Origin of the sequence: Salinisphaera sp. SPP-AMP-43 (assembly GCF_049568105.1) — a bacterium.
Classification (GTDB): Bacteria; Pseudomonadota; Gammaproteobacteria; order Nevskiales; family Salinisphaeraceae; genus Salinisphaera.
Genome location: NZ_CP145335.1, coordinates 3,713,232 through 3,728,151 on the forward strand (window position 1 = coordinate 3,713,232; position 14,920 = coordinate 3,728,151).

The 14,920-nt window shown below is 59.6% G+C and carries 15 protein-coding genes; 11 read left to right on the forward strand and 4 right to left on the reverse strand.

Annotated elements, in window-relative coordinates:
* Nucleotides 1-33 precede the first annotated feature (33 nt).
* Nucleotides 34-786 carry a carboxy-S-adenosyl-L-methionine synthase CmoA gene (cmoA, locus tag V5738_RS15980; protein ID WP_423821804.1) on the reverse strand — a complete coding sequence of 251 codons (753 nt, stop codon included), beginning with the start codon at nucleotides 784-786 and terminating at the stop codon, nucleotides 34-36.
* Between the two features lie 4 nt (nucleotides 787-790).
* Nucleotides 791-1,516: a methyltransferase family protein gene (locus V5738_RS15985; protein WP_423821805.1), complete on the reverse strand. Its 726-nt coding sequence runs from the start codon at nucleotides 1,514-1,516 to the stop codon at nucleotides 791-793.
* Nucleotides 1,517-1,696: 180 nt separating this feature from the next.
* On the opposite strand from V5738_RS15985, the gene V5738_RS15990 reads away from it, so the two are divergent.
* Complete coding sequence (locus V5738_RS15990) at nucleotides 1,697-2,674, forward strand: EAL and HDOD domain-containing protein (protein ID WP_423821806.1); 978 nt, start codon at nucleotides 1,697-1,699, stop codon at nucleotides 2,672-2,674.
* Nucleotides 2,675-2,692: 18 nt separating this feature from the next.
* Here the strand turns inward: V5738_RS15990 and V5738_RS15995 are convergent, their stop codons facing one another.
* Nucleotides 2,693-3,406: an RNA polymerase sigma factor FliA gene (locus tag V5738_RS15995; protein ID WP_423821807.1), complete on the reverse strand. Its 714-nt coding sequence runs from the start codon at nucleotides 3,404-3,406 to the stop codon at nucleotides 2,693-2,695.
* Nucleotides 3,407-3,644: 238 nt separating this feature from the next.
* Between V5738_RS15995 and V5738_RS16000 the strand changes: the two genes are divergently transcribed.
* The 5 genes from V5738_RS16000 (at nucleotide 3,645) to V5738_RS16020 (ending at nucleotide 8,631) form a co-directional block, all read left to right on the forward strand.
* A complete protein-coding gene (locus tag V5738_RS16000; protein WP_423821808.1) occupies nucleotides 3,645-4,775 on the forward strand; it encodes a FliC/FljB family flagellin in 1,131 nt (376 codons plus the stop codon).
* Nucleotides 4,776-5,041: 266 nt separating this feature from the next.
* A complete protein-coding gene (locus tag V5738_RS16005) occupies nucleotides 5,042-5,890 on the forward strand; it encodes a hypothetical protein (protein ID WP_423821809.1) in 849 nt (282 codons plus the stop codon).
* Nucleotides 5,887-7,218, forward strand: coding sequence for a tetratricopeptide repeat protein (locus V5738_RS16010; protein ID WP_423821810.1), 1,332 nt, complete (start codon nucleotides 5,887-5,889; stop codon nucleotides 7,216-7,218). Before V5738_RS16005 ends, V5738_RS16010 begins: the two co-directional genes overlap by 4 nt.
* 1 nt (nucleotide 7,219) lies before the next feature.
* Entirely contained in the window at nucleotides 7,220-7,870 is a 651-nt protein-coding gene (locus tag V5738_RS16015; RefSeq protein ID WP_423821811.1) for a hypothetical protein, read from the forward strand.
* Between the two features lie 338 nt (nucleotides 7,871-8,208).
* Nucleotides 8,209-8,631 (forward strand): adenylyltransferase/cytidyltransferase family protein, encoded by a 423-nt coding sequence (locus V5738_RS16020; RefSeq protein ID WP_423821812.1) that lies wholly within the window; start codon nucleotides 8,209-8,211, stop codon nucleotides 8,629-8,631.
* 382 nt (nucleotides 8,632-9,013) lie between these two features.
* Here V5738_RS16020 and fliE read toward each other — a convergent pair whose 3' ends face one another.
* Nucleotides 9,014-9,343 carry a flagellar hook-basal body complex protein FliE gene (gene fliE, locus V5738_RS16025; protein WP_423821813.1) on the reverse strand — a complete coding sequence of 110 codons (330 nt, stop codon included), beginning with the start codon at nucleotides 9,341-9,343 and terminating at the stop codon, nucleotides 9,014-9,016.
* 273 nt (nucleotides 9,344-9,616) lie between these two features.
* Here fliE and fliF point away from each other — a divergent pair, with 273 nt between their 5' ends.
* From fliF to fliJ, 5 genes are read left to right on the forward strand one after another with little or no spacing between them, the layout of a single operon-like run.
* On the forward strand, nucleotides 9,617-11,395 hold the full coding sequence (fliF, locus tag V5738_RS16030; RefSeq protein ID WP_423821814.1) for a flagellar basal-body MS-ring/collar protein FliF: 1,779 nt from the start codon (nucleotides 9,617-9,619) through the stop codon (nucleotides 11,393-11,395).
* Entirely contained in the window at nucleotides 11,388-12,386 is a 999-nt protein-coding gene (gene fliG, locus V5738_RS16035; RefSeq protein WP_423821815.1) for a flagellar motor switch protein FliG, read from the forward strand. Before fliF ends, fliG begins: the two co-directional genes overlap by 8 nt.
* Nucleotides 12,379-13,077, forward strand: coding sequence for a flagellar assembly protein FliH (locus V5738_RS16040; protein ID WP_423821816.1), 699 nt, complete (start codon nucleotides 12,379-12,381; stop codon nucleotides 13,075-13,077). Before fliG ends, V5738_RS16040 begins: the two co-directional genes overlap by 8 nt.
* A complete protein-coding gene (gene fliI / locus V5738_RS16045) occupies nucleotides 13,077-14,468 on the forward strand; it encodes a flagellar protein export ATPase FliI (RefSeq protein WP_423821817.1) in 1,392 nt (463 codons plus the stop codon). Before V5738_RS16040 ends, fliI begins: the two co-directional genes overlap by 1 nt.
* Complete coding sequence (gene fliJ / locus V5738_RS16050; protein WP_423821818.1) at nucleotides 14,465-14,905, forward strand: flagellar export protein FliJ; 441 nt, start codon at nucleotides 14,465-14,467, stop codon at nucleotides 14,903-14,905. Before fliI ends, fliJ begins: the two co-directional genes overlap by 4 nt.
* The last annotated feature ends 15 nt before the right edge of the window (nucleotides 14,906-14,920 follow it).

Sequence of the window (14,920 nt, forward strand, 5' to 3'; positions counted from 1 at the left end):
CCGCGCGACGGTGGACGATAGGAGGGCGCGCATCTATCCCGGCAATGTGCCTGCTTTGACCGCAACCAGCGACTCAAAGTTGTACCAGCGAAAATAAGAATCCACGCTGGCAAATCCGCAGTGCTTCAACAGCGCACGGTTCTCGTCGCTTCGATACGGCACGAGCACGTTCTCCAACGCTTCGCGTTTGTTGCGTATTTCCGTATCCGAGTAACCGCGCTGGCGCTTGTAATCATAATAGAATTCGATATACAGGCGGTTGAGCAGCGAATTCGCCACCAGAATTTTTTCCGACAGGAACAATATACCGCCCGGCTTGAGTATTTTGGCGATCGACTGCACCAAGGCCTCACGGGCGACCGGGCGCACGAATTGTAGCGTCCAATTCATGAACACCATGTCACAGCGCGACAGCGCCAACTCGCTATCGAGCTCGGCCTCGATCAGTTCGATACGATCACCGAGTCCTTGCTCTTCGATCTTGACCGCGGCCCGGGCCAGCATCTGCGGCGCATTATCGATCCCCACAAAGCGTGCGCCCTGCGGACAGTCGCGGTGGCCGGCGACGGCAGCCAGCGTGGTGCCCGTAGAGCAGCCCAGATCATAGGCCAGCGAATCGCCAGCGGGCAGCAGCGATACCGCCAGCTCGGTCTGCATGCGCTGGACTTCGGCATAGAACGGCACGCTGCGCGAGACCATGTCGTCGAATACACCGGCGACGTCGGCATCGAAGGCAAAATCCCGGGCTCGCCAGCCCTGCTCGAAGACCTGATCGGTAACGGCCATATCGCTATCCGGAGCGTGTTTTGAGCGGCCGCAGCCGCCGAGTCTTTTTCATAAACCGCGCGACGCCATAGGCGCCCAACGCCACCAGCGCAGTCCCGGCCAGAAACGGCGCCCAGGCCTGTAGCGCCCCGGCGCGGGCCGCTTTAATGGCAAGCAGCGCCAGCACCAGGCCGATGGTGGTCAGCAGCGTGCCGTATTCGCGCAGCACGACGGTCGCCCAGTCGAAGCGGTGTCCGGCACCGATCCGCCACAGCCTGGCCGGGGCCGGCAGCCAGCGCGGCGTGTCGCGGCAATAGGCTGCGTAGCTGGTCCCGAATTGTTCGGCCAAAAACGATTCTTCGGCTGCGATGATCGCGCGATAGGCCAGCCAGCCCAGGGCGCTGCCGACGAGCATGCCGTACGGATTGCCAGCGATGGCCAAAAACCCCACCACCATGGCCACGTTGCCGGTATACATCGGATTGCGACACAGACCGAACAGCCCGCCGGTGACCAGCTTATCGGCATAGATTCGGCCATTACGGCCGCCACGCCGAATATAGTCGAGCCCGATGGTCAGAATCCGCAGCCCCTGGCCGAGGGCCAGCACCAACAGGCCGACGGCCAGCAGCCAGGCGCTGCCCGGGGCCTCCAGCGCGGTCGGTGGCCAGACCATACAAATAAGCACCAGCAGCAACGGAAACAGCACGTTGCGCGTATGGAACAAGAAGTGGCCTAAAACGATCAGCACAGTGTCCCTGAACGCAATGCAAGCCGATACCCAAAGCCTAGCGCGGCTATCGTTACCCCTTCGTAAGCGATCGTACGAAGACGGGTTCGGCGCCGTACGTTCAATTTTATTACCGGTCCGGCCGTTACAAAAATGGAAGGCCGATGGCCGGCTGAACTCAATACCAAGAGCCCGATCGTGATGACCGACCCGATCCGAGAACAGACGCTCTACGCGCGCCAACTGCTTTTCGACCGCCATCAGACGCCGGTGGGTGAAGAGCTTTTGTATCGCGAACAGCCCGTACCGAATCGGGCCCCACCGGCCTTCGATCCATGCCGAGCCACCAGCCAGGTCTTGGTCAACGCGTTTACCCGCAACCCGCAGGCCGCGTTCAGTGCTGCGCATCCCGCATTCGTCAACTTTTCAGCCGACATGCTGGCCCAGGGCCTGCCGTTTCGGCCCGAGCAGCTCACGATCGAAGTACTCGAATCGGTCCAGGCCAGCCCGCGGGTCATCGAGCAGATTCAGCGGTTGAAAGCCGACGGCCATCGCATCGCGCTGGATGACTACTGCCGGCTGGATGCCGAGCATCCGCTGTTGCCCGAGGCCGATATCGTCAAACTGGAATATCCGTCGATCGGCACGGCACAACTTGCACCGCTCGTGGCCCGGCTCAAACAACGCCGGCCACGTCTGACCGTGCTGGCCGAAAAGATCGAAACCCAGGACGAGCTGGAACATTGCCTGGAGGCCGGCTGCGATGTGTTGCAAGGCTATTATCTGCACGAACCGGAGCCGGTAATCACCACCGTCGCGCCGATTGCGCCCAGCGCCGTTGCGGCCCTGCGCAGCCAGCTGCGCCGCGGACCGCGCCGACATCACAAGCTGGCGCGGCTGCTCCAACACAGCTCCGGCTTGGCCGAGAGCGTGCATCGCCTGGCGCGCCACTGGCGACCCGATCTGGCATCGCAGCCGCTCGGCACCGAGCAGGCTGCCCAGCTGGTCTCCTCGGCACAGCTCAGTGAATTAACCGAGCTTCTCGCCGCGACCCAGGCGCCGCTTTCGGCGCGCCGTCCAAGCCGGCTGGGGCGGCCGTTGCTGCGATGGGCCGGCTCATCGCCGACCGAGCACGGCGGCACGGCCGGGGCGGAGCCCCTGCAGGCCAACACCGGCTGAACAGCCGGCTTGGCCGGCTCAGTTATAAGCGGGCAATGCCTTGCGCAGCCGTGCCACGGCCTGGCTGTGCAGCTGGCAGACTCGAGATTCGGTCACCCCTAGCACGGCGCCGATCTCTTTCAGGTTGAGGTCTTCCTGATAATACAGCCCCAGCAGCATCCGCTCGCGCTCCGGCAGGTCGTCGATCGCCGTCATCAGATCCTCGCGGCGCGCATGGGCAAACGTGATCGCGAACGGATCGTCGCCGGTATCGACCGAGGCCGCGACCCGGCTGGGCTCTTCCTCCGGTGTGCCGCTTTCCTGGTAACTCAGGATCAAGCCGTTGTTCACGTCGTTAAGCAGCTTGTGGTACTCCTCCAACGACATGTCCAGTTCCTCGGCGATCTCGCGCTCGCGCGGCGCCCGGCCCAGCCGGTGCTCCAGCCGCTCTACCGCGCCCCCCAGATCGCGGGCCCCGCGGCGTACGCTGCGCGGCAGCCAATCCCGGCTGCGCAGTTCATCGATCATCGCCCCGCGCACCCGCTGCGAAGCATAGGTCGCAAACGTCGCGCCCTGGCCGGATTCGTATCGATCGAAAGCATCGAGCAACCCAAGCATGCCGGCCTGAATCAGATCGTCGAGCTCGACGCTCGGTGGCAGGCGCACCTGCAGTGCCAGCGCATGCCGCCGAATCATCGGTAGATGGTCGCGCACGGCCTGCGTGCGGTCGATTTGCCCCTGAGCGGTATACATAATGGTCGTATCGCCGTTAATGCCCGGTGCCGGGCGTGGTCCCCGACGACAGAGTCTGCGGCAGACGTCCCCCCCGCCATGGACTGATTAGCCTGTGTTTTCGGCGCCTAATCAGGCGATCGGAAAAACCCCATTAAAGTTTGTCCGCGCCGCGACGATAAAACTCCAGCGGTCAGGCATACGGCCGCAAACGGGCCAGAAACCCGACCCCATAAAACCGCTTGGAGAGGAAACCAGCATGGCTTTCACCGTTAACACCAACACCCTGTCGATGAGCGCGCAGAACAACCTGCGTCAGTCCCAGGACAAGCTCAACACGTCCATCGAGCGTCTGTCGTCCGGCAGCAAGATCAACTCCGCCAAGGACGATGCCGCCGGCCAGGCGATCGCCAACCGCATGAGCTCGCAGATCAGCGGCCTCAACCAGGCGTCCTCGAACGCCAACGACGGCATCTCGCTGGCCCAGACCACCGAAGGCGCCCTCGACCAGGTCAACGACAACCTGCAGCGCGTGCGTGAACTGACCGTGCAGGCCCAGAACGGCACCAACTCGCAGTCCGATCTGAACTCGATCCAGGACGAAATCGATCAGCGCATGGGTGAGATCGATCGAATCTCGCAGCAGACCTCGTTCAACGGCACGAACGTACTGGACGGGTCGAAGACCAGCATCAGCATTCAGGTGGGCTCCGAAGACGGTCAGACCATCGACATCAACCTTTCCAAGACTGACTCCGAGTCGCTAGGCCTGGGTAGCTTCAACGTCAACGGCGCTAGCGGTACGCCCACCGACCTGGATGGCTCCTCGATCTCGGTGGACGGCGTGTCACTCGACTCGAGCGCTTCCGGCGCCACCGCCAGCGTGGCCAGTAGCCTTAGCGTAAATGACGCCAACAGCAGCGCCAGCTCGCTGTCCAGCGGCCAGACGCTGGTTCAGGACGAACGCGGCAACCTGTTCATCCAGGAGACCTCGGGCTCGGGCTCGAGCGCCACCACGCAGTACTACGCGGCCGAAGTCACCGCGGGCCAGGACGCCAGCGGCAATGCGACGCTCAGCGTCAGCTTCGATAGCTCCGAAGATGTCGGCACGGCCCAGTCCGATCCGTTGGCGCAACTCGACAACGCGATCAAGAGCGTGGACAGCAACCGTAGTGACCTCGGCGCGGTTCAGAATCGACTCGATTCGGCCATCAACAACATCGAGTCCACGACTACCAACCTGAGCTCCGCACGTTCGCGGATTGAAGACACGGACTACGCCAGCGAAGTGTCGTCGATGTCGAAGGCACAGATCCTGCAGCAGGCCGGCACCTCGGTTCTGGCCCAGGCCAACCAGTCTAGCCAGGGCGTGCTCTCGCTGCTTGGCTAGAACTTAGAAATAATAATAATGACATTTAGGGGCGCTCCGGCGCCCCTTTTTTTATTTTCCAGGCACAAAACAATTCGCCGATAAAGACTCAAAACCGAGTGTTCTTTACCGCTTTTAAATGCTGCTCGGGGCGGTAGCATTTTTATTACTTTGCGAAAGTAGAGCCGAAAAACCGACAATAGGAACATGGCGTGATTTCAACATCGGATACAGATGCTCGCATACGACCAGTCGACTTTGACTGGAGGCTTTCTGGACGAATCACGGTGATCGACCACGGGGCCGCTTTTGCCAGCGAGCCCAACTTTCAAAACCTGATGGAACTGGGCACGTTTTCGGTTATCGCCTTCGATCCGGCTGGGCGGCTGCGTGGTGACAATAAACTGGAAGCGACCGAAGAACTACAGATCATTTCCCATGCAATCTTGGGCGACGGCCAACCAGCATCTCTACAGGCATGCCTCGATCCGAGCCTGAGCGCCACTCTCGAACCACTCCCTGAAACAAATGCCCATGTACTGACTCGATTGCCGGTCGGCACAATCGCGCTCGACAGTATCACGGAGCTTGATGACATCGACTGGGTGCTGCTTGACGATCGTAATGACAACCACACGATATTGGAACATGGCGTTAGCGCCTTGGAAAAAGCGTTGCTAGTACATGCCCGTCTGCCATTCTTTAAGACTCATCATCGACAAACCGATATAACGGACGTTTTCGGCTGGATGGCAAACCATGGCTTCCAGTGCTATCGACTTGATAACGCTGCTCATCGAAGCCGCCTGGATCAAGGGCTCGAACTTGAGAAGACTCAGGCGACGCAATTAGTGGGCATGGATGCCGTATTCGTACCCACCGAGCAGCGCCTTAGCGCCTTGCCGGCATGCAAGCTCACGAAACTTGCATTCCTCCTGGATACGATTTACGGAATCCACGATTTGGCGCACGACCTGTTGAATCGATTCGATTCGAATCTCGCCAACTCCTATCTTTCAGCTCGCAGCTATATCAGTCGATATAACGAAGAACCCGATACCTTCGTGCTGACCGCTGAATACAGCCCTGCACCCTGGGAACACGGCCACACGCCTGCTGCTGGAAAAATGGTATGAGCAAAAGACAAAAAGCAAGCCAGCAGGGAGCGCCTTTCAAGTCGGGAAAACAGTCCGCTGCGAATACTTATGCCCAAAAAGCGAGAAAGCATTATTCGCAAGGCGAGTTCGACCGCGCTATTAAACTCTTGAAACAAGCGATCGCGCTGGCCCCTACTTCAGCCCTGCATAGGGAATTGGGCCAATGGTTTTTGAAGATTAAAAGACAAAAAGAAGGCATTCAACATCTAGAGACGGCAATCAAATTCGACACCAACTCTGTAATCGCGCTGACCGAACTGGGACAAGAATATACAAAGCAGAATAATCCGGAGCGGGCGCACTCCTTGATCGAAAAAGCGTTATCGCTGTCAGAAGAACACCCGGCGGCGCATTTTGCATACGGAAACTTACTTCAAAAGCAAGGTGACCTCCCCAACGCAGTAAAACACTTGCGCGCTGCACTTAAGTTTAAACTTGCTAACCCAGTCAACCCGGGAGAACCCCCGGCGCCAACTCATGGCTTTAACAAGGCCGAAACTGAAGAGCTGATGTGGAGCACACTCAGCGTCCTCGCCAGAAGTGGAATTCACGCCTTCGCCTCATACGGCACGCTCTTAGGGATAATCCGCGAAGGCGGCCTTCTGCCTTTCGATAAGGATATCGATTTTGGCCTTCCGCATTCGGAAATGGATCGCGCAGCCGAATGTCTCAAAAATAATGGATGGGTCGAGGCCGGTAACAGCTTTTTAATAAATCCTAGAGCTTTCGTTCATCTTTTGACCGGCGTCACTCTGGATCTTTCGGGTTTCGTAGTCGATAGTAAAACTGGCGAAACCTTTACTGGCTTCTGGATGACCAGCATTCCCTATGAATGGGCGCGGAACACACGATACGACGAGATTCGCTTACGCAAGCGGCTCTCCCCTGCCAACGACCCCCTATGGGAGCTGGAAAATCCGGAAGCGTGGCTCGAGTCGATTTATGGCGACTGGCGCACACCGGATCCCGATTTCGACACCGTTATCGCCGCGAAAAATCTCTACAGCTTCTCTCTACTTACGCAGACCTACGCTTTCGCCCGTATCTATTCGAAATGGCAGAACGGCCAAATTAGAAAAGCATTGGCGCTAGCACGTCATACCCAACGTCACTTGTCTGGCGATCGACTTTTGAGCGATATCGAAGCCTATCTATCCAGCGTCGCGCCAAAAGCGCCCGCACTGAGAGACAACGAAGATGTCTCACTTCAGAGTTATGACTCTGAGCCGATATCTCTAAAACTGATCGACACTGATTTTGCAGCCGAAAGTGAGAACGACACTGAGACTTTAAGGTTCGACTCGTAATATGAAAGCGCTATTACACTGCGGCACATTCAAGACCGGATCAACAGCGATTCAGAACACGGCGTGGCTGAATCAGTCGGCTCTTCGCGAAAACGACATCCTCTACCCAAGAACAGGAATCGACGAAAGAGCAGCAAAGGACGACGGTGAAATAGGCTACCGTCACTCAAGATTCGTTTATGAATGCGGCAATAAAAATTTTTATAAGCTCTTGGCTTCGCTCGATGAAGAGATCAAAGCCGATAACAGCCGCACACTGTTTATGTCAGCTGAACCTTGGTCAGCTCCGAAATCAGCAGCCGCGCTAAAAAAAACGATAGACCATCTTTCCAGGCAAGGTTTCAACGAAATACGTGGCTTGGTATTCGTCCGTAGCGCTCGTGACTACATGGTGCGTCACTATCGGGAATGGGTACGCCGCCACGGAGCGAGCAAACCTTTCGCCTCGTATGTACTATCAAGAAAACATTTTTTTGACTATTTAACAATTTGTCGAGATATAAAAACCGTCTTCAACGGCCGAGTCGATTTTGTCGATTACAACGCGGTATCTAACGTCTGCGAATACACTTTCGACCAGCTAGGCATAGCTTACGACACACTTTATTTGCCGACACGATCAAATCCCGGCATTTCATGTTTAGACGCCTAGGTGCATCGCATTCTAAACGAATATGGATTGCGTCTCTCTAGCACACCCGACGGCAAAGCACTGCTAGGCAGCTTCGGACTGCTGGCTGATCTAGATGTGCTATCCGAAAAGCTGCCAGATAATTTCAAAGATATTTATGGCAGCGAATACATTCGGAAATTTTCAGATATAACAGGCATAAAAAACGAGTCGTGCAAAGCCATATTTAACATGTCGCAAAAAAATTGTACGGACATAGCCACCACATCTCCAATTATCGAAAAGATACTCATGGAGTGGTTAAAAACCAAACGCCGAGAGAATACTTAGAATAAAAATTTAATATCGAGTTATAAAAAATGAAAAAAATCATTACTTACGGCACGTTCGATTTGCTTCACATCGGGCACATTAGACTTCTTGAAAGAGCACGCGCGCTAGGCAATTACTTGATTGTTGGGCTTTCCACCGACGAATTTAACGAAATCAAAGGAAAGTCGGCAATTTACTGTTACGAAGACCGACGTAAAATATTACTAGCATTACGCGTCGTGGATGAAGTCATAGCCGAAACTACTTGGTCACAAAAACGCTACGATATATTGCAGCGTCAAGCCGAGATTCTGGTGATGGGCGACGACTGGGTTGGACAATTCGATGATCTATCGGATGTAACCCAGATTGCTTATCTTCCTAGAACGGAAAATATTTCCACTACTCGAGTTAAAACAGATATAAGAAGCGCTGAACAGGTTTCGCATGGCGGCGTCATTAGATTATAAAATCTAGCCCTCCATAAAGGCATCAGCTAAGAACCTCGCCTGTAAAAGAGGTCGACTACAAGTCCTACGCCCCAAATTGTGGCGGCGTTTCGAGGCTCTCGAGTTTTTTCATAGTTATGAAGCCCAAAGTAATTCACTAATTGAGCAAGGACAGTCATCTGTCAATCGCAATCAGCTGCCGCCCTGTGCGGACACCGACTACGCCAAACAGCAGGCGGCGCTACCCCATTCCGCGATTAGCTAATGACCCCGAACAAGCCTGCCCAGGGCGATCACAACTGAACTGCCCCTTCTGAATTCATCTAGCTAACCAAGTCAGAGCGGTGTTTAAAAAAAAGGGCGCCCGAAGGCGCCCTGGTCCCACCCCTTAAAAAAATGCGGCCTAGACCTGCATGTTCATGATGTCTTGATAGGCGTTGACCACCCGGTTGCGCACCTGGATGCCCATGTTGGTCGCGACATCGGCCTTGGCCATATTCACCATCACGTCGTTAACGGCTACACCTGGCTCGCCGCTTTCATAAGCCTGGCCCGAGGCCACGGCGTTGTCCTTGAGCGCATCGATGCGATCGATGGACTGGGTCAGCGCTTCGGCGAAGCTGCCGCCCTGGGCGCGATTGGCCTCAGCTGCGGTCGGCTGGGTGCCGGCCTGTGCGGCCGCCGCCTGCATTTGTTGCAGTAGTGCGCCCATATTGGCGCCGTGGATACTCATCGGTCCCCCCATGATCGATAGCCTGCGATTGGCGTCGTCCGGATTCCTCCGGTGTGCCAGCATGCGAAAGGCTATCGCAGTCGCACAGAACGCCATGCGATTAAATAGGCCACAAATAGCCGGCTATTCATCGTTTCGATTTCAGCTATTTGCTGAATAATCAGTCTCCGGCACCCTACGGTAGCCAAGCGCCCGAGCACGCTTATGGGTACAGTGCCTGGACGAATAAATCTGCGGCCACAATAGAGATCGCCGCTTCACGGGGGGAAATGGATGAGCAGCGCCGAAGCCCAAGCTTCGACGAATGGCGGCCTGGCCGACGCCCTGGCGCGGTTGCGAGCATCGCCCCGGTTGGCTTTGATCATCGGCGTCGCCGCGGCGGTCGCGATTTTGGCCGCCCTATTGCTATGGAGCCGCTCGCCGGACTATGCCGTGCTGTATTCGGGCCTGGCGAACCGGGACGGCGGCGACGTGGTGGCCCAACTCGATCAGATGCAGGTGCCCTACGAGCTGGCCGGCGGCGGCAGCACGATCATGGTACCGCGCTCGGATGTCGATCGCGTGCGGCTGCAGCTGGCCAGCGACGGCCTGCCCAAGGGCGGCGGCGTTGGCTTCGAGATCATGGACAACCAGCCGTTCGGCATCAGCGAGTTCGCCGAGAAGGTGAACTATCACCGCGCGCTGGAAGGCGAACTGGAACGCTCGATCGAGACCATCGGCGAAGTCGCCGGTGCGCGTATCCAGCTGGCTATGCCGAAGTCCACGGTGTTCGTGCGCGAGCGCAAACAGCCCAAGGCCTCGGTGGTGATCAATCTCTATAAAGGGCGCGCCCTGGCCGATGGCCAGGTTGCCGCGATCCAGCATCTGGTGGCCAGCGCAGTGCCCGGGCTGCCGGTGGACGCGGTGACCGTGGTCGACGGCCGGGGTCATCTATTGTCCTCGGACAGCGGCGGCGCGAACGGCGCCAACGGCTCGCGGCTGTCGTATGTGGCCCAGATCGAGCAGACCTACCAGAAGCGCATTCAGAATCTTCTGGCGCCGATCGTCGGCGCCAGCAATATTCGCGCTCAGGTGGTCGCGGACGTGGATTTTTCGGCCCGCGAACGGACCAGCGAGAACTACACTCCCAACAATGCCGACAAGCCGGCCGCGATCCGCAGTCGCCAATCCAGCGAACAGGTCGACCGCGGCCGCGACCAGGGCGGCGTGCCGGGCGCGTTGAGCAACCAGCCGTCACCCGATCAGCCCTCGCCGATCAACAATCCACAAAACAATAACGGCAACAATAACAACGGCACCGGCCAGAACGCGGGCCAGAATGGTGGCCAGAACGGCGGCGGCTCGCTGCAGACCAACGGCGCACTCGGCCTGGACAACGGCAGCCGAGCCTCGACCTCGCACAGCTCGACCACCAACTACGAACTCGACCACGTCATCCAGCACGTCAAGGACCCGGTGGGCCGTCTGCAGCGGGTGTCGGTAGCGGTCGTGATCAATCAGCACGCACTTGGCGGCAATCCGCCGGCCGAGGGCAGCGACGCCGAGGGCGAAGCCGCCGAGACCGCCGGTCTGTCGGATGCCCGCATGGCACAGATTCGCAATCTGGTTCGCGGCGCAATCGGCTATGCCGCCGACCGCGGCGACTCGATCGAGGTCATGCAGATGCCGTTCAGCCCGCAAGCCGGCGCTGAGACCGCGGTCGCGACCCTGGCCTGGTGGCAGAACGCCAAGCTTCAGGCGCTGGCACTGCAGGGGCTCAAGTACCTGATCGTGGCGCTGGTGGCCTGGCTGCTCTGGAGCCGGATGCTGCGACCGCTGCTGGACCGCAACGGCCTATTGGGCCACGCCGCAACCCCCGCTCCGGCCCAGGCGTCGGCGAGCGCGGCCGGCGAGGTCGCCGAGGACGACGGCGTCAGCGAGGCCGAACAGCAGCTGCGCGCGCAACGTCGCAAACGTAGCCAGGATCTTATCGAATCGACACGGCAAACCGCGCGCGACGACCCGCGCATGGTCGCCATGATCGTCAAAAGCTGGATGAAGGACGATGGCTAGCACAGAGCGAACCGGCCTGGATCGAAGCGCCATTCTGATGATGGCGTTGGATGACGACTCTGCCGCCGAGGTGTTCAAGCATCTATCCAATCGCGATGCCCAGCAGCTGGGCATGCGCATGGCCGGGCTGCGTAACGTCACCAACGACGACATCACCGAAATCCTGAACGAGTTCAACGACGAGCTCGACCAGTTCGGGGCCATCAGCATCGGCTCCAGCGACCATATCCGTTCGGTGCTGGTCAAGGCGATGGGCGAGGAACGCGCGGCCAGCCTGCTCGAGGATATCTTCGACAGCAACGAAGGCACCGGCATCGATGCGCTCAACATCATGGAGCCGAACCTGGTCGCCGAGATGATCCGCGACGAGCATCCGCAGATCATTGCCACCATCATCGTGCACCTGGAGCGTAACCAAGCCGCGGACGTGTTGCTGAATTTCGACGAGCGGCTGCGCAACGATGTGATCCTGCGCGTGGCGACCTTCTCGGGCGTACAGCCGGCCGCACTGGCTGAGCTCACGGAAGTGTTGTCGAGCATGCTGGACGGCCAGAACCTCAAGCGCAGCAAGATGGGCGGCGTGAATACGGCCGCCGAGATCCTCAACCTGCTCAGTTCCAACCAGGAAGAATCGGCGCTGGCCAGCGTCCGCGATCACGACGAACTGCTGGCCCAGAAGATCATCGACGAAATGTTCGTGTTCGAGGATCTGGAGCGGGCCGACAACCGCACCATGCAACGCATTCTTCAAGAACTGGACAACGACATCCTCGCGGTCGCCCTCAAGGGCGTCAGCGACGCACTGTTCCAGCGCTTCACGGCCAACATGGCCGGGCGTGCTGCCGACCTGCTGCGCGAGGATATGGAAATGCGCGGCCCGGTACGGCTGTCGCAGGTCGAGACCGAACGCAAGCGCATTCTGGATACGGTCCGGCGCCTGGCCGAGACCGGCGAGATCACGCTGAACAGCGACGACGACGAGTATGTCTAGTCAGCACTCCAACGGGGACTGGCAACGCTGGCAGATGGCGCCGCTCGAGCGCCGCCAGCGCGAGCGCAAGACCGACTCGACGGCCGACCAGAAACCGTCGGAACGGCCGCGGCGTCGGCGTGAAGACCAAGTCAACATGACCCTGTTCAATCTGGCCAAAGAAGAAGCCGAGACCAAGGGTTACGAGGCCGGCTATGCCAAGGGCTTCGATGCCGGTTATGCCGACGCTGAAGCCAAGGTGCGCGCCGAACAGGCCGAGCGACTGGACGCCGAACTGGCCGAGCGGTTGGCGCCGATCGAGCGCCTGGTCGGCCAGTTCCGCGAAGCCGCCAATGCGCTCGACGAGCGCATCGCCCGCGAGCTCGTGGAACTGGCGATCGATACCGGCCGGCAGCTCGCAGGCCGGGCGCTGGAAATCCGCCCGGAACATATTCTCGACGATGTCCAGGAGTTGCTGGAAAACCATGTTGGACTCACCGGCACGCCGACCCTGTACGTCGCCAACGACGATCTGACGCTGATCGACCACCACCTGGGCCAGAGCCTGGCCGCAGCCGGTTGGCGGGTACGTGCCGACGTCAACCTCGCGCCCGGCGATTGCCGCATCGAAGACGAAGAGCGCGAAATCGACAGCACCGATGCCGATCGCTGGACCCGGCTGCTGCAGGCCGTCGGCCACGAGGAGCATTGATGCACGAGACCGCAGACGAGCTGCTCGAAGGATGGCAAAAACGCTTGATGACGATGCGCCTTCGAGTGTCCGCGACCCCGCGGGTGCGCGAGCGCGGCAAGCTCGTGCGAGCCAACGGCCTGGTGCTGGAAGCGGTCGGGCTAAGGTTGCCGCTCGGCGCCCATTGTTGGATCGAACAGATCGACGGCCGGCACCACGCCGAAGCCGAGGTGGTCGGGTTTTCCGGCAGCAGCATGCTGCTCATGCCGTTCGTCGAGACCACCGGGCTAGTGCCTGGCGCCCGGGTCTGGCCGGTGCTCGGCCCGCCCGGCAGCGCCCCCGGTGCGGCCAAGCGGCTGCCAGTCGGTCCGGCCCTGCTCGGCCGCGTACTCGATGCCCGTGGCCGGTTCCTGGATGGCCGCCCGGCGCCTTCGGAGACCGATTACGCCGGCCTGAGCGGGCCGAGCATCAATCCGCTGCAACGCGACCCGATCAGCCAGGTGCTGGATACCGGCATCCGCGCGATCAATGCCCTGCTCACAGTGGGCCGCGGCCAGCGGCTCGGCCTGTTCGCCGGCTCCGGCGTCGGCAAGAGTGTGCTGCTCGGCATGATGGCGCGTTTTACCGCGGCCGATGTGATCGTAGTCGGCCTGATCGGCGAACGTGGCCGCGAGGTCAAGGATTTTATCGACAACATCCTCGGCGATGCCGGTCTGGCACGGGCCGTGGTGGTGGCCGCACCGGCCGACACCTCGCCGCTGCTGCGGCTCCAGGGCGCCGACTATGCCACCCGGATCGCCGAGGATTTCCGCGATCGCGGCTACAACGTGCTGTTGATCATGGATTCGCTGACCCGTTATGCCATGGCCCAGCGCGAGATCGCGCTGGCGATCGGCGAGCCGCCGGCGACCAAGGGTTATCCACCCTCGGTGTTCGCCCGCCTGCCGACGCTGGTCGAACGGGCCGGCAACGCCGACGCCGGCGGCGGCTCGATCACGGCGTTTTATACCGTGCTCACCGAAGGCGACGACCAACAGGACCCGATTGCCGATTCGGCGCGCGCGATCCTGGATGGCCATTTCGTGCTGTCGCGGCATCTGGCCGAGGCCGGCCATTACCCGGCCATCGATATCGAAGCTTCAATAAGCCGCGCAATGACGGCGCTTATCGACGAAATGCAGCTCGCGCGTGTGCAGTATTTTAAGCGCATGTTCTCGCGCTATGAGCGCAGTCGGGATCTGATCGCGGTGGGGGCCTATGCCGCGGGCAGCGACCCGACCCTGGATCGGGCGATTGCCCTGTATCCGCATATGGAAAGTTTTCTCCAGCAAGGCATCAACGAACGGTGCAGCTACACACAGGCCCAGACACGGCTGGCTGAACTGGTCGATGCCGATATCGGATCATCATGAACCAAGCATCTCTCGACGCCCTGATTGACCTGGCTACCGAAAAACGCGATGCCGCAGCGACCGAACTCGGCCGCCTGCAAGGCCAGCATAGCCGTGCCCAGGATCAACTCGATGCGCTGCTGACCTATCGCGCCGAGTATGGCGGGCGCCTGGCCGAAGCCATGGCCAAGGGTATGAGCATGAATCGCCTGGATAACGACCAGCGTTTCCTGGCTGCACTCGATGAGGCGATCGAACAACAGAGCCGGCTGGTCGACGACAGCCAGAACCGGCTTCACCACGGCCAGCACGATTGGCGCGAGCGCCAGCGCCGACTGAAATCGTTCGATGCGCTTTCCGCTCGCCGGGCCGAGGCCCAGGCCAAGCGCGACACACGCCGCGAACAACAGCAAAACGACGAAGCCGCCGGCCGCTCCCAGCGCCGCGCGAGCCGTTGACGTAATAGCAGGCTA

Excerpts from the sequence above, each read along its gene's own strand:
- cmoA (WP_423821804.1), bottom strand. The coding sequence starts at position 786 with ATGGCCGTTACCGATCAGGTCTTCGAGCAGGGCTGGCGAGCCCGGGAT.
- V5738_RS15990 (WP_423821806.1), top strand. The coding sequence starts at position 1,697 with ATGACCGACCCGATCCGAGAACAGACGCTCTACGCGCGCCAACTGCTT.
- V5738_RS15995 (WP_423821807.1), bottom strand. The coding sequence starts at position 3,406 with ATGTATACCGCTCAGGGGCAAATCGACCGCACGCAGGCCGTGCGCGAC.
- V5738_RS16000 (WP_423821808.1), top strand. The coding sequence starts at position 3,645 with ATGGCTTTCACCGTTAACACCAACACCCTGTCGATGAGCGCGCAGAAC.
- V5738_RS16010 (WP_423821810.1), top strand. The coding sequence starts at position 5,887 with ATGAGCAAAAGACAAAAAGCAAGCCAGCAGGGAGCGCCTTTCAAGTCG.
- V5738_RS16015 (WP_423821811.1), top strand. The coding sequence starts at position 7,220 with ATGAAAGCGCTATTACACTGCGGCACATTCAAGACCGGATCAACAGCG.
- V5738_RS16020 (WP_423821812.1), top strand. The coding sequence starts at position 8,209 with ATGAAAAAAATCATTACTTACGGCACGTTCGATTTGCTTCACATCGGG.
- fliE (WP_423821813.1), bottom strand. The coding sequence starts at position 9,343 with ATGAGTATCCACGGCGCCAATATGGGCGCACTACTGCAACAAATGCAG.
- fliF (WP_423821814.1), top strand. The coding sequence starts at position 9,617 with ATGAGCAGCGCCGAAGCCCAAGCTTCGACGAATGGCGGCCTGGCCGAC.
- fliG (WP_423821815.1), top strand. The coding sequence starts at position 11,388 with ATGGCTAGCACAGAGCGAACCGGCCTGGATCGAAGCGCCATTCTGATG.
- V5738_RS16040 (WP_423821816.1), top strand. The coding sequence starts at position 12,379 with ATGTCTAGTCAGCACTCCAACGGGGACTGGCAACGCTGGCAGATGGCG.
- fliI (WP_423821817.1), top strand. The coding sequence starts at position 13,077 with ATGCACGAGACCGCAGACGAGCTGCTCGAAGGATGGCAAAAACGCTTG.
- fliJ (WP_423821818.1), top strand. The coding sequence starts at position 14,465 with ATGAACCAAGCATCTCTCGACGCCCTGATTGACCTGGCTACCGAAAAA.